The organism is Listeria sp. Marseille-Q6474 (assembly GCF_946902005.1).
Taxonomy (GTDB): domain Bacteria; phylum Bacillota; class Bacilli; order Lactobacillales; family Listeriaceae; genus Listeria; species Listeria innocua.
In genome coordinates, this window is the sequence record NZ_CAMPPS010000001.1 from 1945382 (window position 1) to 1969009 (window position 23628).

The 23628-nt window shown below is 40.8% G+C and carries 16 protein-coding genes, 4 tRNA genes, 3 rRNA genes, 1 CRISPR repeat array and 1 other annotated feature (1 of these 25 running past the window's edge); of the genes, 21 read left to right on the plus strand and 2 right to left on the minus strand.

The genetic code is table 11. The features are described from left to right. Positions 1-722: direct repeats of the CRISPR family, unit length 36 nt; unit sequence GTTTTAGAGCTATGTTATTTTGAATGCTAACAAAAC; it begins 173 nt to the left of the window's first position. A 61-nt stretch (positions 723-783) separates the two neighbouring features. The 4 genes from OC533_RS09750 to OC533_RS09765 all read left to right on the plus strand — a co-directional run bounded on the left by OC533_RS09750 (position 784) and on the right by OC533_RS09765 (position 3043). Then, the gene (locus tag OC533_RS09750) at positions 784-1242 is read left to right on the plus strand and encodes a hypothetical protein (protein ID WP_185504977.1); all 459 of its coding nucleotides are present in this window, start codon (positions 784-786) and stop codon (positions 1240-1242) included. Between the two features lie 19 nt (positions 1243-1261). Then, positions 1262-1627, plus strand: a complete 366-nt coding sequence (locus OC533_RS09755) for a hypothetical protein (RefSeq protein WP_160464572.1) — start codon at positions 1262-1264, stop codon at positions 1625-1627. Positions 1628-1747: 120 nt separating this feature from the next. Beyond that, on the plus strand, positions 1748-2170 hold the full coding sequence (locus OC533_RS09760) for a MerR family transcriptional regulator (protein WP_010991366.1): 423 nt from the start codon (positions 1748-1750) through the stop codon (positions 2168-2170). A gap of 21 nt (positions 2171-2191) precedes the next feature. Then, positions 2192-3043 carry an aldo/keto reductase gene (locus OC533_RS09765; RefSeq protein WP_045552820.1) on the plus strand — a complete coding sequence of 284 codons (852 nt, stop codon included), beginning with the start codon at positions 2192-2194 and terminating at the stop codon, positions 3041-3043. A gap of 43 nt (positions 3044-3086) precedes the next feature. On the opposite strand, the gene OC533_RS09770 is transcribed toward OC533_RS09765, so the two are convergent. Next, on the minus strand, positions 3087-4613 hold the full coding sequence (locus OC533_RS09770) for a GW domain-containing glycosaminoglycan-binding protein (RefSeq protein WP_194323994.1): 1527 nt from the start codon (positions 4611-4613) through the stop codon (positions 3087-3089). A 263-nt stretch (positions 4614-4876) separates the two neighbouring features. On the opposite strand from OC533_RS09770, the gene OC533_RS09775 reads away from it, so the two are divergent. The 12 genes from OC533_RS09775 to mdrT all read left to right on the plus strand — a co-directional run bounded on the left by OC533_RS09775 (position 4877) and on the right by mdrT (position 15778). Then, positions 4877-5905: an Mrp/NBP35 family ATP-binding protein gene (locus OC533_RS09775; RefSeq protein WP_194323996.1), complete on the plus strand. Its 1029-nt coding sequence runs from the start codon at positions 4877-4879 to the stop codon at positions 5903-5905. 283 nt (positions 5906-6188) lie between these two features. Beyond that, a 16S ribosomal RNA gene (locus tag OC533_RS09780) occupies positions 6189-7738 on the plus strand. A 129-nt stretch (positions 7739-7867) separates the two neighbouring features. Then, positions 7868-7941: transfer RNA gene (locus tag OC533_RS09785), tRNA-Ile, on the plus strand. A gap of 46 nt (positions 7942-7987) precedes the next feature. Beyond that, positions 7988-8063: transfer RNA gene (locus OC533_RS09790), tRNA-Ala, on the plus strand. Between the two features lie 172 nt (positions 8064-8235). Next, positions 8236-11167 (plus strand): 23S ribosomal RNA (locus tag OC533_RS09795). Positions 11168-11244: 77 nt separating this feature from the next. After that, positions 11245-11360: ribosomal RNA gene (gene rrf, locus OC533_RS09800) — 5S ribosomal RNA — on the plus strand. The 16S, 23S and 5S rRNA genes sit together here with 4 tRNA genes alongside, the layout of an rRNA operon. 10 nt (positions 11361-11370) lie before the next feature. Continuing rightward, positions 11371-11446: transfer RNA gene (locus tag OC533_RS09805), tRNA-Asn, on the plus strand. 24 nt (positions 11447-11470) lie between these two features. Continuing rightward, positions 11471-11543: transfer RNA gene (locus OC533_RS09810), tRNA-Thr, on the plus strand. Between the two features lie 431 nt (positions 11544-11974). After that, positions 11975-12511 carry a matrixin family metalloprotease gene (locus tag OC533_RS09815; RefSeq protein ID WP_194324099.1) on the plus strand — a complete coding sequence of 179 codons (537 nt, stop codon included), beginning with the start codon at positions 11975-11977 and terminating at the stop codon, positions 12509-12511. A 16-nt stretch (positions 12512-12527) separates the two neighbouring features. Beyond that, positions 12528-13175, plus strand: coding sequence for a hypothetical protein (locus OC533_RS09820; RefSeq protein WP_070752257.1), 648 nt, complete (start codon positions 12528-12530; stop codon positions 13173-13175). 133 nt (positions 13176-13308) lie between these two features. Continuing rightward, entirely contained in the window at positions 13309-14196 is an 888-nt protein-coding gene (brtA, locus tag OC533_RS09825; protein WP_003769200.1) for a bile-regulated transcriptional regulator BrtA, read from the plus strand. A gap of 100 nt (positions 14197-14296) precedes the next feature. Continuing rightward, positions 14297-15778, plus strand: coding sequence for a cholic acid efflux MFS transporter MdrT (mdrT, locus tag OC533_RS09830; protein WP_194324097.1), 1482 nt, complete (start codon positions 14297-14299; stop codon positions 15776-15778). A 48-nt stretch (positions 15779-15826) separates the two neighbouring features. Here mdrT and OC533_RS09835 read toward each other — a convergent pair whose 3' ends face one another. Then, positions 15827-16669, minus strand: coding sequence for an S-adenosyl-l-methionine hydroxide adenosyltransferase family protein (locus OC533_RS09835; RefSeq protein WP_003768432.1), 843 nt, complete (start codon positions 16667-16669; stop codon positions 15827-15829). Between the two features lie 68 nt (positions 16670-16737). Beyond that, positions 16738-16987: a binding site (T-box leader), on the minus strand. A gap of 180 nt (positions 16988-17167) precedes the next feature. On the opposite strand from OC533_RS09835, the gene fdhF reads away from it, so the two are divergent. The 5 genes from fdhF (at position 17168) to OC533_RS09860 (ending at position 23578) form a co-directional block, all read left to right on the plus strand. Beyond that, positions 17168-20155, plus strand: coding sequence for a formate dehydrogenase subunit alpha (fdhF, locus tag OC533_RS09840; RefSeq protein ID WP_185551136.1), 2988 nt, complete (start codon positions 17168-17170; stop codon positions 20153-20155). Further along, a complete protein-coding gene (locus tag OC533_RS09845; protein WP_185541105.1) occupies positions 20155-20631 on the plus strand; it encodes a DUF1641 domain-containing protein in 477 nt (158 codons plus the stop codon). Before fdhF ends, OC533_RS09845 begins: the two co-directional genes overlap by 1 nt. A gap of 61 nt (positions 20632-20692) precedes the next feature. Beyond that, a complete protein-coding gene (gene fdhD / locus OC533_RS09850; RefSeq protein WP_194324095.1) occupies positions 20693-21478 on the plus strand; it encodes a formate dehydrogenase accessory sulfurtransferase FdhD in 786 nt (261 codons plus the stop codon). Positions 21479-21524: 46 nt separating this feature from the next. Beyond that, entirely contained in the window at positions 21525-22202 is a 678-nt protein-coding gene (locus OC533_RS09855; protein WP_194324093.1) for a response regulator transcription factor, read from the plus strand. After that, on the plus strand, positions 22199-23578 hold the full coding sequence (locus OC533_RS09860; RefSeq protein WP_194324091.1) for a sensor histidine kinase: 1380 nt from the start codon (positions 22199-22201) through the stop codon (positions 23576-23578). The genes OC533_RS09855 and OC533_RS09860 overlap by 4 nt, the downstream gene beginning before the upstream one ends. The last annotated feature ends 50 nt before the right edge of the window (positions 23579-23628 follow it).

The following is a 23628-nucleotide window of genomic DNA, read 5'->3' on the forward strand; positions in this document are numbered from 1 at the left end:
ACACAAGCGTTAACACAGGACTCGAGTTTTAGAGCTGTGTTATTTTGAATGCTAACAAAACAAAAATATCAGCGCCGACAATGTTCTGGCTGTTTTAGAGCTATGTTATTTTGAATGCTAACAAAACATTCAGTTAACAACTCAATTCCATAAAATAGTTTTAGAGCTATGTTATTTTGAATGCTAACAAAACACAACAATAAGCTAACAGGGGAAAACAACAGTTTTAGAGCTATGTTATTTTGAATGCTAACAAAACTCTTGACACAGATTACTTATTAACTACGTTGTTTTAGAGCTATGTTATTTTGAATGCTAACAAAACCCGCGGCAATCTCGGCTATTTTTGGAAGTCAGTTTTAGAGCTATGTTATTTTGAATGCTAACAAAACAATTAAGACAAGATTCAAGCTATATTGTAGGTTTTAGAGCTATGTTATTTTGAATGCTAACAAAACTCAATGCAGAGGAAAAAGTAAAAGAATTGGGTTTTAGAGCTATGTTATTTTGAATGCTAACAAAACCGTGATCGTATCACGTAAAAACAACGTAGGGTTTTAGAGCTATGTTATTTTGAATGCTAACAAAACTCTGAGCTTTACGAAAACGATGGTCAACTTGTTTTAGAGCTATGTTATTTTGAATGCTAACAAAACACAAGTGGAAACATTAGTATCTATGCAATAGTTTTAGAGCTATGCTATTTCGAATACTAAAAACCACATCTCTTAATCTACTCCAGCTAGAAAAAGTTACACCATTATGAAAGAGAAGCCCCAACAAATGACACAATACCACTACCTCGCCTCAAAAGCAGCACTAAAAACTACGACACACGAAAATAAGACAGATTTTATATATCAAAACGACTTAGACTTCCTGAGTTTGAACTTTGAAGAAAACGTTGATGAGCGTACAAATGAAAAATTTTCCTACTCCAAACATTTTAACCCAACTTGCAATTTTCAAGTCGCTATAAGTGAAGGGAAATTACCGTTAAAAGGTGAAGAGCAAAATAATGATTATGAATCTAAAAGTTTAAAAATACTACACGATTACATTATAAAAGCTAGTAAAGAAAGCGATACTCTTGAACTATACACTTCATGGAACGGCGAAGAAAATTTACCTTTGACGAATAAAACAGAATTAACCATAGAAAATTTAACCCCAGAAAATTTGATTTTAAGAGACAGAGAACTATTAATAATTAAAAATAAGACATTTACATACACCACTTAAAATAAAAAGGAGAAACCTCATGAAAAAAACCTCAATCATTTTTATTTTATGTATAACCGTACTACTGACAGCATGCTCCACCACTGAAAAGCAAACAAAAATAGAATATACAGAAGCAACAGGTACCATAGAGCAAGTAGAAACGAATGCAATTTTAATTAACAATTTCAAAGAGAAAAATGATAAGGATAATCCGGAATCCGCCATACGTTTTGGCATCGGGGACAAATATTACGACAAAAACGGAAACAAAATAAAACTAACCGAACTAAACAAAAACGACAATGTCAAAATCATTTTAACCAAAAATTACCCAATCCAAGAAACCTCGCCGGGACAAATAGACCCCAAATACATTCAAAAAATCATCTTGCTAAACAAATAAAACTCTCTCACCCGCAGAGAGTTTTTTCTTTCCTTAAAAAAATAAACCTAAAACCCTTGCCTTGGTGTGAACTCCAGGGTTTATAATTCAATATGTAAAGACGAAGTGAGGTGATCGATGATGAATATCAAACAAGCGGCCGAGATGTTTGGGCTTACGGTCGATACATTGCGTTACTATGAGCGAGTTGGGGTTATTCCGCCTGTCCATCGTAATGAAAGTGGCTATCGGGACTATAAGACAAGTGACTTGAACTGGGTTTATCTTGTGAAGAGTTTGCGGAATGCGGGGTTGTCGGTAGAATCTTTAATTGAGTTTGCGACACTTGCCCAACTAAGAGAAACAGAGAATGTCGAAGCTGCTCAAAAACAAGTTTTAATTGACCAACTAAAAGAATTAGACGAAAAACTAGCTGAGATGAAACAAGTTAGAGATTTACTTGTATACAAAATCGATACGTACGATAGTCACATTGCCCAGTTTAAAACAGGGGAACTAACTGCAGATAATGTAGAAAAATTATGGGAACGGGACAAATTTTAAAGATAAGAGGAGGATTTTTAAATGAAAACAGTGAAATTAAATAATGGTGTAGAAGTACCTATTCTTGGTTTTGGAACGTACCAAATTACCGATGCTGGTGAAGCGGAACAAGCAGTAAAAGAGGCGATTGCTGCTGGGTATCGTCATATTGATACTGCGCAAAGTTATATGAATGAAGAAGCGGTAGGACGCGGGATAGCCGCATCTGGTGTGGATCGCAAAGAGTTATTTATCACAACAAAGATTTGGGTGGAAAATGTTAGTTATAAAGGAGTCATGAGTTCGTTTGATCGCTCATTAAAACGTCTTGGGCTAGACTATATTGACTTATTACTAATTCACCAACCATATAATGATGTGTACGGCGCTTGGATGGCGATGGAAGAATTACAAGCTCAAGGTAAAATTAAAGCTATTGGTGTATCGAATTTTGGTGTAGATCGGGTAGTTGATTTAGCGGCGTTCAATGATATAACACCTCAAGTTAATCAAATCGAAATCAACCCTTTCCAACAACAATCAAAGAATATTGAAGCTTTACGAAAAGAAGGCGTGGCTGTTGAAGCATGGGCGCCGTTTGCGGAAGGGAAAAATGATATTTTCACCAATCCGATTTTGACTAAAATTGCCGAAAAATACGGAAAATCAGTAGCACAAGTGATTTTACGTTGGTTAATAGAACAGGATATTATTGTTTTAGCTAAGTCTGTAAAACCTGAACGAATGGCGCAAAATTTAGCTGTATTTGATTTTGAACTGTCCGAAGAAGATAAGAGTGCGATTGCGACCCTTAATCAAGGCGAAAGTCAATTTTTCTCTCATGCAGATCCAGAAATGGTTAAATGGATGGCGAGTCGCAAAATAAATATTTAATACAAGAAAAGAGACCCGAGCATTTATCTGGGTCTCTTTGTTATTAACTTTGAATATCTGTTGCTTTAATCCAACCGAGGGAGTTATTATTTTCTTTAATATGCACCCACTGTTCGTCTTGAATCGTCGCTTCTTTATCCACTATTAGCAGTTTACCATAATAGAAACCGACTGCTTTTGTTTCAGCACTCGCTGCTTCGACTGGTTTGTTGTAAAGCATTGCTGCGGGATTTTTTAAATAGGAGACTTGGGTTGTTGGTTTTTCGGATTCAGGAGTATAAATGATATTTACATCTTTTTCACTAACCCAACCAACTACTTCGCCATCTATTTTAAATTCGTACCATAGCGTGTTTCCGACTTTAGCTCGTGTAACTAATTCTAGTTTTTGAGTGTCATAGTCACTAAGCGGGGCAAGTTTCTCCGCATTTTTTGTATTGAAAGGGGCGCTCCAGACATTATCTGTTGCCGCCTTACTTACAGTTGCGTAGCCATCAAAGCTATTTTGTTCCGTGATACGATCATATAAGCGGTCGTTCAATTTGTCTGAGCGAACCCAGCCGATTACTTTACTACTTTCGGAAAGACGGAACCATGCATAACCATCACGTGTTATTTTCTTATCAGCGTGAAGTGCTTTTCGGTCATATTTTGCAATTGTACCATTGTCAAACTGCTGTTCCGGATTAGGTAAGCGATAAATATGAGCATTTAAGTCATCTACATATTTTGTTGTATCAACATTTTCGTCGTTATTTTGATGATAACTCAAAGTAAGCGCCGAGCTATTTACCCAACCAATGTCTTTATTGTTTTCACGTAAAAAATACCACAAACCTTTTTCTGTTTTCGCTTCCCAAGAAATTTCTAAATTGCGATTTGTATAGTTCGCTAATGTTCCGACTTCCTCAGAATTAGTAGTATTAAATGGTGCAGACCAAATCGTTTCTTGTTCTTTATTTGCATTGACTGTACCTATAGCAGTGATTTTATTTTGGTATTCAATTTTATCATAAACAACATCGTATTGATCCAGATTGTAACGTTCAATAATAGCAACTAATTTAGAAACATAATCGGGCGCAGTAGCATAACCGCCATCTTTTATCGCTTGTAAGGCTTTACGATAATCAGTTTCGCCTACAGCACCTTGATAGCGTGCATTTTGCGTAATTAAGTTTGTATGGTCTTCAATTGATTCTTTCCAGCTAGGATAAACGCGGAAATCAGCCGTAGTTGCCCCAGATGCTTCCATCGTCCCCATAGAAACAGATTTACCTTCATACTGACCTTTAATACCAAATAAGTTATTAGAATTCTTGCTTAAACCACTTTTACCCCAGTTAGATTCTAAAATAGCTTGGGCAAGAGTTACACTAGTCAAAAGCTTGCCATCTCGGTAACCGTCTTCTGCAGCAGGTAAAATCTCATCGATAAATGCTTGTTGCGAAGAAGTTAATGAATTTTGAGCAACTCTTGAATTTCCCGTTTCTGCTCCAACATTTAAAGAAACTACTAAAAATGCCACAATGAGCAAGATAATCCCTGGTTTTATAAACTTTCTCTCCAAAATCGAACGCACTCCTTTTTACTATAACTGCGCTTATTTTAGCAATAAATAAAGAAATAGTTCTATTACAGTTCGATGACGAAACAAAGACAAAATGCTGAAGTGACTGGTATATATAGCTTTAACGTCAATTGCCAAAATGTGTAAAATTTGTGAAATTATTTATAGAGTGAAGTACATAAATATTGAATATGTGAAAAAAAGAAGGAGCCATGCTATAATATTCAGTATGTCAGCGCATTCATTTATGGAGGTTTGTAACTATGTTAAACGAACAACAAATTACTAGATTATTATATCGACTGCAAGATCCTGTTTTGGAAGCTAGTTTGGAAGAAACAGAAGGTATTTTAGAAGTGCAAGTCCTTGGAGAAAGCGCAAATATCAAAATTGCCTTAGCGGATCCAGCGATAGAAACAGATCATTTTGTTCATAATATAGAAGAACTTTTAACACAATTCGGTGTAAATGAAATCAATATTGAACTTGAATACTTGCCGGCTGCAGTAATTGACCGTATTTTTCAAGCGAGAGATAACATCCTTTCAGAAACTAGCCAAACTAAATTTTTAGCAATAGCAAGTGGCAAGGGAGGCGTTGGGAAATCGACTGTCGCAGCAAACCTAGCGATAGCCTTAGCTCAACAGGGTAAAAAAGTAGGCTTACTTGATGCGGATATATATGGTTTCAGTATCCCAGTATTACTTGGAACAACAGAATCCCCACGTAAAGAAAATGGACAAATTATCCCTGTAGAAACAAACGGTATCCAAATGATCTCGATGGATTTCTTTGTAGAGTCTGGCGAACCAGTTATTTGGCGTGGTCCGATGCTAGGAAAAATGATAAAGATGTTTTTAGAAGAAGTGAGATGGGGAAAATTAGATTACTTGTTAATTGACTTGCCACCTGGAACTGGAGATGTCGCTCTAGATATTCACACCTTAATTCCAAAATGCAATGAAATTATCGTTACAACACCACATTTCGCAGCGGCATCAGTTGCATCACGTGCGGGATATATGGCTTCGAAAAACAACCATAACATTATTGGCGTAATTGAAAATATGTCTTATCTAAAACTTGAAGATGAACAAACCTTAAAAATATTTGGACAAGGTGGCGGAGAAAAAGTTGCTGCTGACCTAGAAACACAACTTTTAATTCAATTACCAATCGAACAACCAGATTTCAATGGAAATGGCTATACATCAGCTATCTATAGCGAGTCTAGTGAAGCGGGAAAAGCCTATAAAACTCTAGCAGAGAAAATAATTCCATATTTATTATAAAAACTTTGTAAAAAGTATTGACGAAAGGCAAAAATCTTGGTATATTTATAAACGTTGCTGATACGGACAAACGCTTTAGCAGCAAAAGAAACTGACCTTTGAAAACTGAACAAAAAAGAAGACGAAAAGCAATGAGACGTAAAGTCTCACTGGTAATCGCAGGGCAGAAAACAGAAAGCTGTTTTCAACAAAAACAAACTAGTAATTTAATTGCTAGCGAAGTCAATTTGACGCAAGGAATCTTATTCACGGTGTTGAATAAGTATTCAAATTCAATTTATATTTTAAAGAGAGTTTGATCCTGGCTCAGGACGAACGCTGGCGGCGTGCCTAATACATGCAAGTCGAACGAACGGAGGAAGAGCTTGCTCTTCCAAAGTTAGTGGCGGACGGGTGAGTAACACGTGGGCAACCTGCCTGTAAGTTGGGGATAACTCCGGGAAACCGGGGCTAATACCGAATGATAGAGTGTGGCGCATGCCACGCTCTTGAAAGATGGTTTCGGCTATCGCTTACAGATGGGCCCGCGGTGCATTAGCTAGTTGGTAGGGTAATGGCCTACCAAGGCAACGATGCATAGCCGACCTGAGAGGGTGATCGGCCACACTGGGACTGAGACACGGCCCAGACTCCTACGGGAGGCAGCAGTAGGGAATCTTCCGCAATGGACGAAAGTCTGACGGAGCAACGCCGCGTGTATGAAGAAGGTTTTCGGATCGTAAAGTACTGTTGTTAGAGAAGAACAAGGATAAGAGTAACTGCTTGTCCCTTGACGGTATCTAACCAGAAAGCCACGGCTAACTACGTGCCAGCAGCCGCGGTAATACGTAGGTGGCAAGCGTTGTCCGGATTTATTGGGCGTAAAGCGCGCGCAGGCGGTCTTTTAAGTCTGATGTGAAAGCCCCCGGCTTAACCGGGGAGGGTCATTGGAAACTGGAAGACTGGAGTGCAGAAGAGGAGAGTGGAATTCCACGTGTAGCGGTGAAATGCGTAGATATGTGGAGGAACACCAGTGGCGAAGGCGACTCTCTGGTCTGTAACTGACGCTGAGGCGCGAAAGCGTGGGGAGCAAACAGGATTAGATACCCTGGTAGTCCACGCCGTAAACGATGAGTGCTAAGTGTTAGGGGGTTTCCGCCCCTTAGTGCTGCAGCTAACGCATTAAGCACTCCGCCTGGGGAGTACGACCGCAAGGTTGAAACTCAAAGGAATTGACGGGGGCCCGCACAAGCGGTGGAGCATGTGGTTTAATTCGAAGCAACGCGAAGAACCTTACCAGGTCTTGACATCCTTTGACCACTCTGGAGACAGAGCTTTCCCTTCGGGGACAAAGTGACAGGTGGTGCATGGTTGTCGTCAGCTCGTGTCGTGAGATGTTGGGTTAAGTCCCGCAACGAGCGCAACCCTTGATTTTAGTTGCCAGCATTTAGTTGGGCACTCTAAAGTGACTGCCGGTGCAAGCCGGAGGAAGGTGGGGATGACGTCAAATCATCATGCCCCTTATGACCTGGGCTACACACGTGCTACAATGGATGGTACAAAGGGTCGCGAAGCCGCGAGGTGGAGCCAATCCCATAAAACCATTCTCAGTTCGGATTGTAGGCTGCAACTCGCCTACATGAAGCCGGAATCGCTAGTAATCGTGGATCAGCATGCCACGGTGAATACGTTCCCGGGCCTTGTACACACCGCCCGTCACACCACGAGAGTTTGTAACACCCGAAGTCGGTAGGGTAACCTTTATGGAGCCAGCCGCCGAAGGTGGGACAGATAATTGGGGTGAAGTCGTAACAAGGTAGCCGTATCGGAAGGTGCGGCTGGATCACCTCCTTTCTAAGGAAAAGGAAACCTGTGAGTTTTCGTTCTTCTCTATTTGTTCAGTTTTGAGAGGTCACTCTCTTGTATGTCAGATAAAGTACGCAAGGCAACATGCATGGAGCATAGCGCCACTACATTTTTGACGGGCCTATAGCTCAGCTGGTTAGAGCGCACGCCTGATAAGCGTGAGGTCGATGGTTCGAGTCCATTTAGGCCCACTTTTTCTTTCTGACACGAAGAAAACATTCAATTTAATTCCTTTTAGGGGCCTTAGCTCAGCTGGGAGAGCGCCTGCTTTGCACGCAGGAGGTCAGCGGTTCGATCCCGCTAGGCTCCACCAAAATTGTTCTTTGAAAACTAGATAAGAAAGTTAGTAAAGTTAGCATAGATAATTTATTATTTATGACACAAGTAACCGAGAATCATCTGAAAGTGAATCTTTCATCTGATAGGAAGTATCATCGCTGATACGGAACATCAGAAAAACAACCTTTACTTCGTAGAAGTAAATTGGTTAAGTTAGAAAGGGCGCACGGTGGATGCCTTGGCACTAGGAGCCGAAGAAGGACGGGACTAACACCGATATGCTTTGGGGAGCTGTACGTAAGCGTTGATCCAGAGATTTCCGAATGGGGGAACCCACTATCTTTAGTCGGATAGTATCCTTACGTGAATACATAGCGTGAGGAAGGCAGACCCAGGGAACTGAAACATCTAAGTACCTGGAGGAAGAGAAAGAAAAATCGATTTCCTGAGTAGCGGCGAGCGAAACGGAAAGAGCCCAAACCAAGAAGCTTGCTTCTTGGGGTTGTAGGACACTCTATACGGAGTTACAAAAGAAAGTTATAAATGAAGCGGTCTGGAAAGGCCCGCCAAAGACGGTAACAGCCCGGTAGTTGAAATGGCTTTCCCTCCAGAGTGGATCCTGAGTACGGCGGAACACGTGAAATTCCGTCGGAATCCGGGAGGACCATCTCCCAAGGCTAAATACTCCCTAGTGACCGATAGTGAACCAGTACCGTGAGGGAAAGGTGAAAAGCACCCCGGAAGGGGAGTGAAACAGTTCCTGAAACCGTGTGCCTACAAGTAGTTAGAGCCCGTTAATGGGTGATAGCGTGCCTTTTGTAGAATGAACCGGCGAGTTACGATTTGTTGCAAGGTTAAGCGGAAAAAGCGGAGCCGTAGCGAAAGCGAGTCTGAATAGGGCGCATAAGTAACAGGTCGTAGACCCGAAACCAGGTGATCTACCCATGTCCAGGATGAAGGTAAGGTAATACTTACTGGAGGTCCGAACCCACGCACGTTGAAAAGTGCGGGGATGAGGTGTGGGTAGCGGAGAAATTCCAATCGAACTTGGAGATAGCTGGTTCTCTCCGAAATAGCTTTAGGGCTAGCCTCGAGGTAAAGAGTCATGGAGGTAGAGCACTGTTTGGACTAGGGGCCCTTCTCGGGTTACCGAATTCAGATAAACTCCGAATGCCATGTACTTATACTCGGGAGTCAGACTGCGAGTGATAAGATCCGTAGTCGAAAGGGAAACAGCCCAGACCACCAGTTAAGGTCCCCAAATATATGTTAAGTGGAAAAGGATGTGGGGTTGCTTAGACAACCAGGATGTTGGCTTAGAAGCAGCCACCATTGAAAGAGTGCGTAATAGCTCACTGGTCGAGTGACCCCGCGCCGAAAATGTACCGGGGCTAAACATATTACCGAAACTGTGGATGAACCTCTTCGGAGGTTCGTGGTAGGAGAGCGTTCTAAGGGCGGTGAAGTCAGACCGGAAGGACTGGTGGAGCGCTTAGAAGTGAGAATGCCGGTATGAGTAGCGAAAGAAGGGTGAGAATCCCTTCCACCGAATATCTAAGGTTTCCTGAGGAAGGCTCGTCCGCTCAGGGTTAGTCGGGACCTAAGCCGAGGCCGATAGGCGTAGGCGATGGACAACAGGTAGAGATTCCTGTACCAGTGCTAATTGTTTAACCGATGGGGTGACACAGAAGGATAGGGAATCGCACGAATGGAAATGTGCGTCCAAGCAGTGAGTGTGAGAAGTAGGCAAATCCGCTTCTTGCGAAGCATGAGCTGTGATGGGGAAGGAAATTAAGTACGGAAGTTCCTGATTTCACGCTGTCAAGAAAAGCCTCTAGGAAGAGTAGTACTGCCCGTACCGCAAACCGACACAGGTAGATGAGGAGAGAATCCTAAGGTGAGCGAGAGAACTCTCGTTAAGGAACTCGGCAAAATGACCCCGTAACTTCGGGAGAAGGGGTGCTCTATTAGGGTGCAAGCCCGAGAGAGCCGCAGTGAATAGGCCCAGGCGACTGTTTAGCAAAAACACAGGTCTCTGCAAAACCGTAAGGTGACGTATAGGGGCTGACGCCTGCCCGGTGCTGGAAGGTTAAGAGGAGTGCTTAGCTTCGGCGAAGGTACGAATTGAAGCCCCAGTAAACGGCGGCCGTAACTATAACGGTCCTAAGGTAGCGAAATTCCTTGTCGGGTAAGTTCCGACCCGCACGAAAGGCGCAACGATCTGGGCACTGTCTCAACGAGAGACTCGGTGAAATTATAGTACCTGTGAAGATGCAGGTTACCCGCGACAGGACGGAAAGACCCCGTGGAGCTTTACTGCAACCTGATATGGAATGTTTGTACCGCTTGTACAGGATAGGTAGGAGCCGAAGAGACGTGTGCGCTAGCATACGAGGAGGCAATGGTGGGATACTACCCTGGCTGTATGACCATTCTAACCCGCCACGCTAAGCGCGTGGGGAGACAGTGTCAGGTGGGCAGTTTGACTGGGGCGGTCGCCTCCTAAAGAGTAACGGAGGCGCCCAAAGGTTCCCTCAGAATGGATGGAAATCATTCGCAGAGTGTAAAGGCACAAGGGAGCTTGACTGCGAGACTGACAAGTCGAGCAGGGACGAAAGTCGGGCTTAGTGATCCGGTGGTTCCGCATGGAAGGGCCATCGCTCAACGGATAAAAGCTACCCCGGGGATAACAGGCTTATCTCCCCCAAGAGTCCACATCGACGGGGAGGTTTGGCACCTCGATGTCGGCTCGTCGCATCCTGGGGCTGTAGTCGGTCCCAAGGGTTGGGCTGTTCGCCCATTAAAGCGGCACGCGAGCTGGGTTCAGAACGTCGTGAGACAGTTCGGTCCCTATCCGTCGCGGGCGCAGGAAATTTGAGAGGAGCTGTCCTTAGTACGAGAGGACCGGGATGGACACACCGCTGGTGTACCAGTTGTTCCGCCAGGAGCATCGCTGGGTAGCTATGTGTGGCAGGGATAAACGCTGAAAGCATCTAAGCGTGAAGCCCCCCTCAAGATGAGATTTCCCATTTCTTCGGAAAGTAAGATCCCTGAAAGATGATCAGGTAGATAGGTTTGGAGTGGAAGTGTAGCGATACATGGAGCGGACAAATACTAATCGATCGAGGACTTAACCAAAAAATGAAACGAAGTTACCTAACTGAACCCTTTCTTCTCTAGTTTTGAGAGAGCAATCTTTCAACAACTTCATATTGTCTGGTAGTTATGGCGAGAAGGTCACACCCGTTCCCATCCCGAACACGGTAGTTAAGCTTCTCTGCGCCAATGGTAGTTGGGGGCTTCCCCCTGCGAGAGTAGGTCGCTGCCGGGCAATTTATTATTCCACAGTAGCTCAGTTGGTAGAGCAATCGGCTGTTAACCGATCGGTCGCAGGTTCGAGTCCTGCCTGTGGAGCCATTTTTTTATTTGAAAGGCTTTGCTGCCGCTTTAGCTCAGTTGGTAGAGCACTTCCATGGTAAGGAAGGGGTCGTCGGTTCAAATCCGACAAGTGGCTTAATATAATATGCTTGTACTTAGAATGTTTCGCTAGTATGCGAGGCTTTTTTTATTTGTCTAAAAATAATAAACTCCTTATCAGAAGTATACATATGCATTATTATTCAATGTGTTTTTATAGAAAATGTTAATTAATTAAATAAGTATCCAATTTTCTTGGATTTATTATTATTATATTGAGGAAAATATGTATTTTTCGACATAAGTAAAAGGTTGGTTGTATAAAATATGAATAACAAGCTAATATGTGTAGGATTTTAACAATGAAACAATTATAAAAGTCAATTTGTGTGGAAATAAAACAAAATTTTCTTTATTTTTTAGTAGTCCGTTACAAGAAACAGCCCTTTTCTTTCGTTTTCGGTCATACATCGCATTATTATGATACCTTATATATGTGTAAGAAAATTTTAAAAAGGAGATAACATCATGAGAAAAAAAACTGCGGTAATAATTTTGCTTTTTATTGTACTATTGACAACGATTCTAATGCCAACGAATGCAAATGCCTATACTAAATTAGGTTATTCTTTAAGTAAATCAAATGCTAAAAATTTTAAATTTTATATTAATGGGTCGGCGATGGGTTATAAAAATATAATTATTAATGGAGCAAAATCTTGGAATGCTTCTCCATATTTAAATACGGTAAGTAAGGGACAAGATGCAAAACCTCACTTTATAATTAGTAGTTCAACTCAGGACAGAGGGGCAACTATTGCTGTCTGCGAAACTTGGGCATATAAAGGGTCTAAGTTAGTAGCCAAAAATGAAATAACTACTTTTAAAGCTTTTAGATCTTTATCTGTAGGTGATAAGACTGAAACTATAGCTCACGAATTTGGCCATGGCCTTGGTTTAGGACATGTGAAAACGAAGAATGCAATCATGCTAGATGTTGGTTTTACAAAGAAAATAAAACCACAAAGGGATGATTTAAACGGTATTAAAGCAATATATAAATAAAAAGGAGGATTGAAAAATGAAGAAAAGCATTATAGTTATCATAGGATTATTGATTATAGTTGGATTGATGGGTTGTACTAATGATAAAAATATAAATGAAAAACAAATAGTAGGAAAAGAAATCGAAAAAGTGGAACAAAAAAGTAGTATAGTTTCTTATAATGGAAAGTATCTGGATCTTGCAGAAAATATTGAAGAACTAGAAGAAAGTTCCCCTATTATTGTCACTGTAACGAAACGCTCTGAAAAAAAATCTATTACAAAAGAATCAAAAAATAGTAATGTACCCACAGAATTTTATACTATGAGTGAAGTAGTTATAAATAATATAGAAAAAGATGAAACGAAGACTTTAAAAGAAAATAAAACGATTAAAGTATTAGAAGATAGTGTTGAAAATGTTAAAATCGATGGACAAGAATACGATTTAACGATTGATGGGTATAAAAATATGAAAGAAGACGAAGAATATACGCTATTTATAAGGAAAAGTACATCTGGAGATAATTATGTACTTACAAATGCTATGTTAAGTAAATATCCTGTTGCTGAGTTGAGTGAAAGTGAGCTGTTCCTTGAAAATGAGGAAAACAAGGAAGAAGCGATAGATATGAAAGATACGTATAAGGATATATATAAGGAAGTTCTAAGTGATTATAACTAAAAAAATAAGTATCTTATGACCCTGGGAATAAAACTGGGGTCTATTTTTATGGAGGCTTTATTACATATCTTGAATAGGTCGTATAAATAGATTATACTAGGGGTATAAATACAAGGACGGATGGGGTGTTTTTTTGAAGGAGAAGAAGCAGCGGATTATTAAGTCAGCTAAAGAGGTGTTTCAAAAGCAAGGGTACTTGAAGACTTCTGTACAAGATATGGTGGATGCGGCTGGGATTTCTAAGGGGACTTTCTATAATTATTTTACTTCGAAAGAGGAGCTGGCCATTGTCATCTTTAAGCAGGAGTATTCTGTATTGCATCAGCGTTTGGAATATACGATGGCGCTAGATGGGACGAAGAAAGATAATTTTACGGAATGCTTGAAAATTATTATTCATTTTTATACGGAAAATGGGGAGATATTGAATATTACTTTTTCGCAGACGATGATTGATGATGACTTTAATGCGTTCTTGCAGAATGTTCGACTTAAGAATATGGAATGGGTTAAAAATCAGCTTTTAGAGGTTTATGGAAAGGAAACGGAGCCTTATATTAACGATATTACGATGCTCTTGAGTGGGATGGCGGCGATGTATGTCTTTGCGAGCGGTAGTAAAAATGTTGACTCTGGTTTAATTGAAAGAGCCATTCCGTATGTTGTGAGAAGGCTAGATGCGCTTGTTAAAGATATATTGGAAAGCGGAGAAATTATTTTTACTGAGGCTGATACAGAGAACTTGGTGCCAGATCAAACGATGATCCGCAAGAAGCGTCTTGCTAAGTTACGAGAAGCGCTTGAGGAGCTTAATGTAGGAATTGAGAATGCGGATATTGCTGATTCGGATAAGTGGCAGTATAAAGAATCGATGAATGCACTTGTTGGCGAGATTAATAATAATGAAGCGCCGAGAGATTTCATGGTTCAAGGCACACTTTTATATCTTAAACAGCACGTACCGGCGACTTTAACCAAAGAAGTGAATAAATTAGAAGCGTGCGTGAACGGGCTTTTATAAATTTTAGACTAACTAGTCACTTTTTATTGACTTGTTGGTCTTTTTTTATTATACTTCTATTATTCATCTGGAAATTTCCACATGGGAAGGGGTATTAATTTTGAATAGTATAGCAGTAGAACGGCCCGTTGATGTTAATGGGAAATCTTATAGTAGAAGTTTATTAGTAGTAACAATGATTATTGGGGCATTTGTAGCGATTTTAAATCAGACGTTACTAGCAACGGCGCTTCCAATGATTATGGATGATTTGCATATTACAGCAGCAACAGGGCAATGGTTAACAACAGCTTTCTTGCTGACAAATGGGATTATGATTCCGATTACAGCACTTTTAATTGAAAAAATTAGTTCAAAAACGTTATTTATTACGGCGATGACTGTATTTACAATTGGTACAATTATTTCGTCTGTGGCGGGTTCATTCCCGATTTTACTTACTGGTCGTATTGTTCAAGCGGCTGGTGCAGGTATTATGATGCCTTTACTTCAAACGATATTCTTGCTGATTTTCCCTCGTGAAAAACGTGGGGCAGCGATGGGGCTGATGGGACTCGTTATTGCGTTTGCTCCAGCGATTGGTCCAACATTATCAGGTTGGATTGTGGATTCATATGATTGGAGAGTATTATTTATTATTTTAATTCCAATTGCGGTTATTGATATTATTTTAGCCTTTTTTGGAATGAAAAAAGTAGTGAAGTTAACTGATACAAAAATTGATTTTCTTTCCATCGTGATGTCTTCAATTGGTTTTGGGGCGTTACTTTACGGATTTAGTTCAGCTGGTAATGATGGTTGGGGAGATGCGACTGTTATTACGACATTAATCATTGGTGTCGTTGTTATTGCGTTATTTGTATGGCGCCAACTTGTTATTGAAAATCCAATGCTTGAACTGCATGTGTTTAAATATCCAGTATTTTCATTGTCTGTTATTCTTGGTTCAATTGTAACGATGGCAATGATTGGTGCGGAGATTGTATTACCACTTTATATTCAAACGATTCGCGGGGAGTCTGCGCTTCAATCTGGATTACTATTACTTCCAGGTGCGATTATTATGGGGATAATGAGTCCAATTACAGGGATTATTTTTGATAAAATTGGAGCGAAATGGTTAACGATTACTGGGGTTACCATTTTGACTATCGGTACGATACCATTTATGTTTTTAACAATGGATACGCCGCTTTGGTATATTGTTGTGTTTTATGCCGTGAGATTCTTCGGGATTTCGATGGCGATGATGCCAGTTTCGACTGCGGGGATGAATGCACTTCCTAACCACTTGATTAACCATGGTTCAGCGGTAAATAATACAATTCGTCAAATTGCTGGTTCGATTGGGACTGCGGTGCTGATCACTGTGCTGACGAATGTGACGAAAGATAATATGCCTGGTAAAGCGCTTATGGCGACTGATCCAGCTGGTTTTGCTCAAAAAGCGCAAGATGCTAGTCTGGACGGAATGCGTGCGGCGTTTATGGTTGCAGCAATCTTTGCGGCTTTAGGGATGATCTTAAGTTTATTCCTTAAAAATAAAAAACAAGAGCCAATCGTCAAAGAATATACCAAATAATATCAAAACAGGGTCAAACATCCAATTTGGATAAATGACCCTGTTTTTTTATATTTTTTTAAGAGAAACTTTCCAGCTGGTGCCTGTTCCTACCGAATATGCGTCTACGAAGGAACCTTGATTGATGCCGAGCCCAAGATTATCAAGTGAGTTTACATAGATGAGTGCTTCTCCAATGCGTAAGTCTGCGAATGAGCGGCTATAGGTAACGAAATTTTTATAAACTACGCGGTCGTGGTGTTTGATCAGAACTTCGATGGAATCGCCGTATTTTGCGCCAAGTTGCAGGAAATCAGTCCGACGAATATTTGTCCAAAGGTTGCCAAATGGGCGGTCGATTATATCAATTGTTCCATAAGCCTGTTCATCTTCTAAATAAGAGTCACTTAGGCTTAACGAAACAATGGATTCAGGTGTGGCTTCAGGACCAATATCTTCAAAACTAATCACACCAGCAGCAAGTCTCGCCGCAGTATAGGCAAAAATATCTCTACCGTGGAATGTATGAGAAGCACCTGACCTTGGAAGGCGATTTTTCTCTTCATCAATCAGACGAACCGCTTTAATCGTTCCGTAATGGGCAATATGTGTTAAAGTTCCGTTATCTGGTGTAATAATATAATGACCATCCTCTGTTAAAACAACTACACTACGACGTTTCGAACCAACACCTGGGTCGACAATAGATACAAAAATCGTAGCTTCAGGCCAGTAGGGAACAGTTTGTAAAAGACGATAAGAAGCTTCCCAAATATTAAATTGAGGAATTTGATGCGTTAAATCGTATATTTGTAAATCACTACTAACACTATTAATCACACCATACATAGCACTAACTGCACCATCACTAATACCAAAATCAGATTGTAAAACAAGTAGCTGTTTTGTCATTTTAAACTCCTCCATTTCGGGCAATTTAGGGTAAAATAAAAACTCGCCCTCGTCCAAAAAACTCTTGGAATAAGGGCGAGAAAAATTTCACGCGGTACCACCTTAATTTATTTTCAGCTTACACTGAAAACCTCAAATAAGCATTTATGTAAAATACTTAGGGCGTTTGATAACGGACGCCAAATCCGTTGTGGCTTACTTATTTTCAGCGACAAAGCTCAGAGGCCATTTTCGGACATTGTTTTTTGTTCCTTTTCAGCAGTGGGAACTCTCTTTTTGAAAAAACGGATGTCGTACTTTTCTCATCATAGCTTTGTTATAAAGAATACAGAAAAGTTGGATAAGTGTCAATGAATATAGCATGATTTGTGAGGGAAATCGCATAGTAGTGCTATTTGAGAACGATTATCAACTGTCTTTTTACTGTGATTTTTAAGTAAGAACTGTTATAATATAAGCGAAAATTGTAAACGCTTTCTCTATTTAGGAGGTAATGTGATGGGCGCAAAAGTATCAGTGCGAATTAATGGTGAGGCGCGGGATGTGGTGGAAGGAACGCGAATACTGGACTATTTAAATGCAGAAGGAATACAGCATCCGCATATTTGTTATAGTGAGCAAATCGGTCCTATTCAATCTTGTGACACGTGTATGTGTGAGGTTGACGGGGAGCTTATGCGGGCGTGCAGCACGAATCTTACAGATGGGATGGAAATTAAAACAAATTCAGAACTAGCTAAAGATGCTCAGTTAGAAGCAATGGACCGGATTTTGGAAAATCATTTACTGTATTGTACGGTTTGTGATAATAATAATGGCAATTGCAAAGTACATAATACAACAGAACTGCTTGGCGTCGAGAAACAAGACCGCCCATACCGGGAAAAGGGCTACTTAAATGATTTTTCGCATCCATTTTATCGCTATGATCCGGATCAATGTATTCTTTGTGGGCGCTGTGTGGAGGCTTGTCAACAAGTTCAAGTGAATGAGACGCTTTCGATTGATTGGGAAAGAAGTCAGCCGAGGGTTATTTGGGATGATGATCGTCCAGCGAATTTATCATCTTGTGTTTCGTGCGGACTTTGTGCGACAGTATGCCCATGTAACGCTTTAATGGAAAAATCAATGCTTGGTCAAGCTGGCTTTATGACCGGACTTGATGAAGACATGCTAGAACCAATGATTGATATGGTGAAAAAAGTCGAGCCGAATTATCAAACCGTTTTTGCAGTGTCGGAAATGGAAGCGGCAATGCGGGAAACGCGGACGAAAAAAACGAAAACGGTTTGTACATTTTGCGGGGTTGGTTGTACGTTTGAAGTATGGACGAAAGACCGTAAAATATTGAAAGTCGAGCCAACTGGGGAAGGTCCTGTGAACAAATTTGCTACGTGTGTGAAAGGGAAATTTGGTTGGGATTTTGTTAATAGTGAAAAACGCATTACGACCCCACTGATTCGCGAAGGAAATGAATTTGTGCCAGCGAGTTGGGAAGATGCTATTCACCTAGTTGCAACCAAACTACGCGAAATTCAAGCTAAATATGGAAATGATTCGCTTGGTTTTATTAGCTCCTCGAAAACGACCAACGAAGAAAATTATTTGATGCAAAAACTAGCGCGCCAAGTCTTTGAAACGAATAATATTGATAATTGTTCGCGTTATTGTCAGGCGCCTGCTTCGGATGGACTTACTCGTACAGTTGGTATTGGCGCAGATTCAGGGACTGTAGAAGATATTGAAAGTGCGGGACTCGTGATTATTGTTGGCGCATCTCCAGCAGATGGCCATCCGGTACTTGCCAGCAGAATTAAACGAGCACAAAAAACACGCGGTCAAAAACTGATTGTTTCAGATTTGCGGAAACACGAAATGGCGGAGCGCTCAGATTTATTTATCCATCCAAAACAAGGAACTGACTTTGTTTGGTTAACAGCAGTCGCTAAATATATTATTGACCAAAATTGGCATGATCAGGTCTTTATGGAAAATCGAATTAGCAATGTGGCGGATTATCTAGCATTTTTAGAACCATTTACACTGGAATACGCGGAAAAAGAAACGGGATTACCGGTTGAAACACTTAAATTAGTGGCGGAAATGATTCATGAAGCAGATGGGACAGCGGTTTGTTGGGGAATGGGAGTTACGCAAAACATTGCGGGATCGCATACATCATCAGCTATTGCTAACTTGCTTCTTGTAACTGGAAACTTTGGAAGACACGGGGCGGGTGCTTATCCGCTTAGAGGTCATAATAATGTTCAAGGCGCTTGTGATATGGGCTCATTACCAAATGTTTTACCAGGAATTCAGCCACTTGGAAATGATGAAGTTCGCGCTCGTTTTGAAGAAGCTTATGGGGTGTCAATTTCACCAGAACCAGGATTGAAAAATAACGAGATGCTTGATGCGATTGAAGCAGGAACACTTCATTCTATGTATGTCATTGGTGAGGAAATGGCTTGGGTTGACTCTAACTCCAATCACGTGCAAGAAATCCTTTCGAGCCTTGATTTCTTTGTTGTTCAAGATGTATTTCTATCAAAAACGGCTCAATTTGCCGATGTTGTTTTCCCAGCTGCTCCATCACTTGAAAAAGAAGGAACATTTACCAATACAGAGCGCCGTGTACAACGACTTTATGAAGTTTTAGAGCCGCTTGGAGATTCTAAACCAGATTGGTGGATTATTCAAGAAGTGGCAAGAGCATGTGGAAGAACAGATTGGAATTATGACCACCCGAGTGAAATTATGGACGAAATTGCAAGTTTAGCACCATTTTTTGCAGGTGTTCGTTATGATCGGATGCAAGGATTTAATAGCCTTGTGTGGCCAGTTAGTGCGGACGGGAAGGATATGCCGCTACTTTATGAAGAACGATTTAATTTCCCTGATGGCAAAGCACAGTTCTCGACATTGCCATATATTGCGCCGATTACTTTCCCGGAAGAATTTAATTTAACGCTTAATAATGGCCGTTTATTGGAACAATTCCATGAGGGTAATTTGACGGATAAATCAAAAGGCTTGGATTATAAATTACCGGAAGTATTTGTGGAGGTTTCGCATGAATTAGCTAAAGAACGCGATATTGAAAGTGGTTCGCTCGTTCGTTTAAGTTCGCCGTATGGTCGCATCAAGCTTCGGGCGGTTGTTACTGAGCGGATGAAAGGCAATGAAGTCTATGTACCGATGCATTCAGTGAGTAGCGAAACAGCGGTAAACCTTTTAACTTCAAGTGCTGGGGACGTTCGGACAAAAACACCAGCATATAAACAAACCAAAGTAAATCTAACTGTACTTGAAAAAACTGGGAAAAATCCACTTCCAGATCACAATCCGCGGAACCGTAAAAGATTCCCGCAAAATGGGGCTGAGGTGGAGCGCAAGTGGTCAAGAGAAGATTATCAACCGATTTCTAAAGTGAACTGCGCCTGTGGTGGAAACTGCGGATGTGGGGGGAAAGGGAGGAATCATTGATGGCGGAACCAATTTCAACGATTCGTGATACAAAAAAGACACCAGAAGAACTGGAGCAAGAACGTTTAGCGCAAATGAAAGCTGACATTGCTGAACAAGATTCTGGTTTTATCGAAATAGTAGAAACGGTAAAATTATTGCAAGAGTCTGGAGCGCTAGAAGCTTTAAATAGCGCGATTAAGGCACGGGGGGATATTACGAAAACATTTTTAAATGAATGGCGTAAAGAACCAATGACAAATGCGATAAATAATATGATGATTTCAAGTAAACTGCTAACCGATACAAAACCAGAGCAGACCGAGGAAATGATTTCAAATTTAAAGGATGCAGCGAAAAAAGCAGAAGAAAGTGCAAAAAACGACGAAATCATGGGTATGTTAGCGATTATGAAGGCGCTGAAAGACCCAGATATTAACCGGGCGCTCCGTTACGGCATGACTTTTTTGAAAGAAGCAGGGAAAACATTAAAATAATCATTTGAAACAGCGAGACTTTCTAGTATCGCTGTTTCGGCTTAGAGAGGAGTGGTTTTTGATGGATATTGTATCGCGTCAAAAAATCCGCCGTTTTGAAGCTGGCACTTTTCAAGAAATCGAATCAAGTGTTGCGACCGAGTATCCGCTAACTATCTACGTTAACGACCAAGAACTCGTGACCATCGTTTGCACACCCGAGCATTTAGAAGATTTAGTCGTAGGGTTTTTAACTTCGGAAGGCATTGTTCGTGGGCCGGGAGACATCGATTCCGTGGATATTATTGAAGCGACTGGTCATGCCAAAGTTAGCGCCAACTTTGTGAACAAATTCAATGCCAAATACCGCGGCAAACGTTATATTACCTCATGTTGCGGCAAGTCGCGGGAAAATTTCTACTTTCAGTCAGATGCCTCACTCGTCAACGTGAAGAAAAACTCAAATCTGAAACTCACAACAGACAGGATTTTCCGCCTAATGGAAAAATTTGAGCAAAATTCCGCAACGTTTCACCAAACAGGCGGGGTTCATAATGCGGCGCTATGCAGTTCGGCGGATATTATTTATAGCCGGATGGACATTGGACGTCATAATGCACTTGATAAAATATATGGTCGTGCTTTAAAAGACGGGACAGCTACAGATGATAAAGCGATTATTTTTAGCGGGCGAATCTCCTCAGAAATCCTCGTTAAGACAGCTAAATTAGGATGCGGAATTATTTTATCTCGCTCTGCACCTACTGAACTGGCGATTAATATGGCAGAAGAATTGAACATTACGACAGTCGGCTTCATCCGCGGGGATCGGTTAAATGTCTATTCTGGATTTGAACGAATCACTTAAGTTTGATATGATGCAGTAAAATAGGACGGTAAGGTGAATAGAGAAAATGAAACAAATTTTAGTAGTAGATGATGACCGGCACATTCTTAAACTTGTAGGGCACTATCTCCGGGCAGAAGGTTTTCATGTGTTAGAAGCTAGTGATGGCGTAGAAGGAGAAAAGATAGTGGAAACGGAGCAAGTTCATTTGGCGGTGATTGATGTGATGATGCCCAACATGGATGGCTTTGAACTATGCAAAAAACTGCGCATAAGCTATCCTGATATCCCCGTTATTATGCTGACAGCCAAAGATGCACTTGCAGATAAATCGCGCGGTTTTGAAGTGGGAACGGATGACTATGTCACTAAACCCTTTGAACCCGAGGAGTTGATTTTTCGAATACGGGCTTTACTTAGACGTTCCAATCAGGCTAGTGAAGCAAAAATCACTATCGGAAATATCACCATCGACCAAAAAAGCTACGGCATAAAAATTGGCAACCAAGAGCGAATGATTCCCGTAAAAGAATTTGAACTGTTATATCAATTAGCGAGCTACCCCGGTCGGATTTTTACTCGGGAAGAATTAATTGAACGGATTTGGCAACGAGATTACGACGGCAGTGACCGAACAGTAGATGTACATATTAAACGTTTGCGCAACCATTTTGATGAGGAAAAGGACGGGATTCGGATTGTCACGGTTCGCGGTGTTGGCTATAAATTGGAGGAAACAACATGAAGTCATTATATAGTCGAATAGTTGTGACGATGCTAGTTGTCATTCTTTCCAGTAGCCTGCTCGGTTTTTTCTTTGCGAACATTTATTACCAGATAAAATTAAAACCTTTTAATGATGAAAAAACGGCTAAGATAGCGCAGGAAGTCCAACAATTTTATCAGTCGAATAGGGCGATTTCTCTAAAAGAGTACTTGGAAAATGTAGGTGAACTTGGCTATGAACTGTATCTGACGGATGGCAAAGATCAATCGAGTTATTTCGGTGGTGCGTTTCGAAAAAAAGATTTACCTAACAAAACAGTTCAACAAGTGTTAGCGGGCGAGACTTATCACGGGATTGATACGTTTGATACGGGCATTTTTATCACAGGATTTTTTGATAATGATGTTAGGAATACAATTGGTGTTCCAGTTAAGGCGGACGGGGAGCAATTGGCGCTTTTTATACGTCAAGATCCGGAACAGCAATTCGGTGAACTTAGAATCTTTTTCGCGATGATACTTGTTTTCACATCTATTATTAGTATCTTATTTGTGCTTATTAGTGGCAGATACATAGTGAAACCAGTTGTGAAGCTTACGAATGCTACGAAAAAAATCCGGAGAGGAAATTACGATGTGGCGCTCGAAGTCCGGCGTAAAGACGAGATTGGTCAGCTGGCGGACTCGTTTGCCAAAATGGTGAGCGAACTCGAAAAATCTGAAGCAGCCCGTCAGGAATTTGTCGCAAATGTTTCTCATGAACTACAATCACCACTTACATCGATGCAAGGTTTCGCCAGACTTTTAGGTTCAGGAACACTAACCGAAAAAGAACAAAAAGAATATTTAACTGTTTTATCCGAGGAGACGACACGCCTTTCTTCTTTAACGAAACAGTTACTTACACTTGCTTCACTTGACCAAGAATCTGAGTTACGGAAAAAAGAACCAGTGCAATTAGCGAAACAGTGGCGCCAACTAATCCAAATGACTGAATGGAGTTGGCGAGAGAAAGAACTAACAATAAATCTAGAGTTAGCTGATATAAACTATTCTGGAGATGCCGAATTACTTTATCAAGTCTGGTCTAATTTATTAAACAATGCAATTAAATATACACCACAGGGCGGGGATATTCAGGTACGCCTTTATGAAGAAACGACCAATGTTTTTGTCGAAGTCTGGAATAGTGGCGCTGGCATCAGCAAAGAAGATATGGCGAAAATTTTCGAACGTTTTTATAAAGCAAGTCAAAGTCGCACCCGAGAAGAAGGTTCAAGCGGCTTAGGCTTATCCATTTGCAAAAAAATAATTACGTTACATCATGGTGAAATCAGTGTTGAAAGTAATACTGAAAAAGGCACCTCATTTATTGTTAGACTACCTAAAAACTAAATTTGTAAAATCCGATTCACATTCCGTTTACAAAACTTCTTTAAACTAAG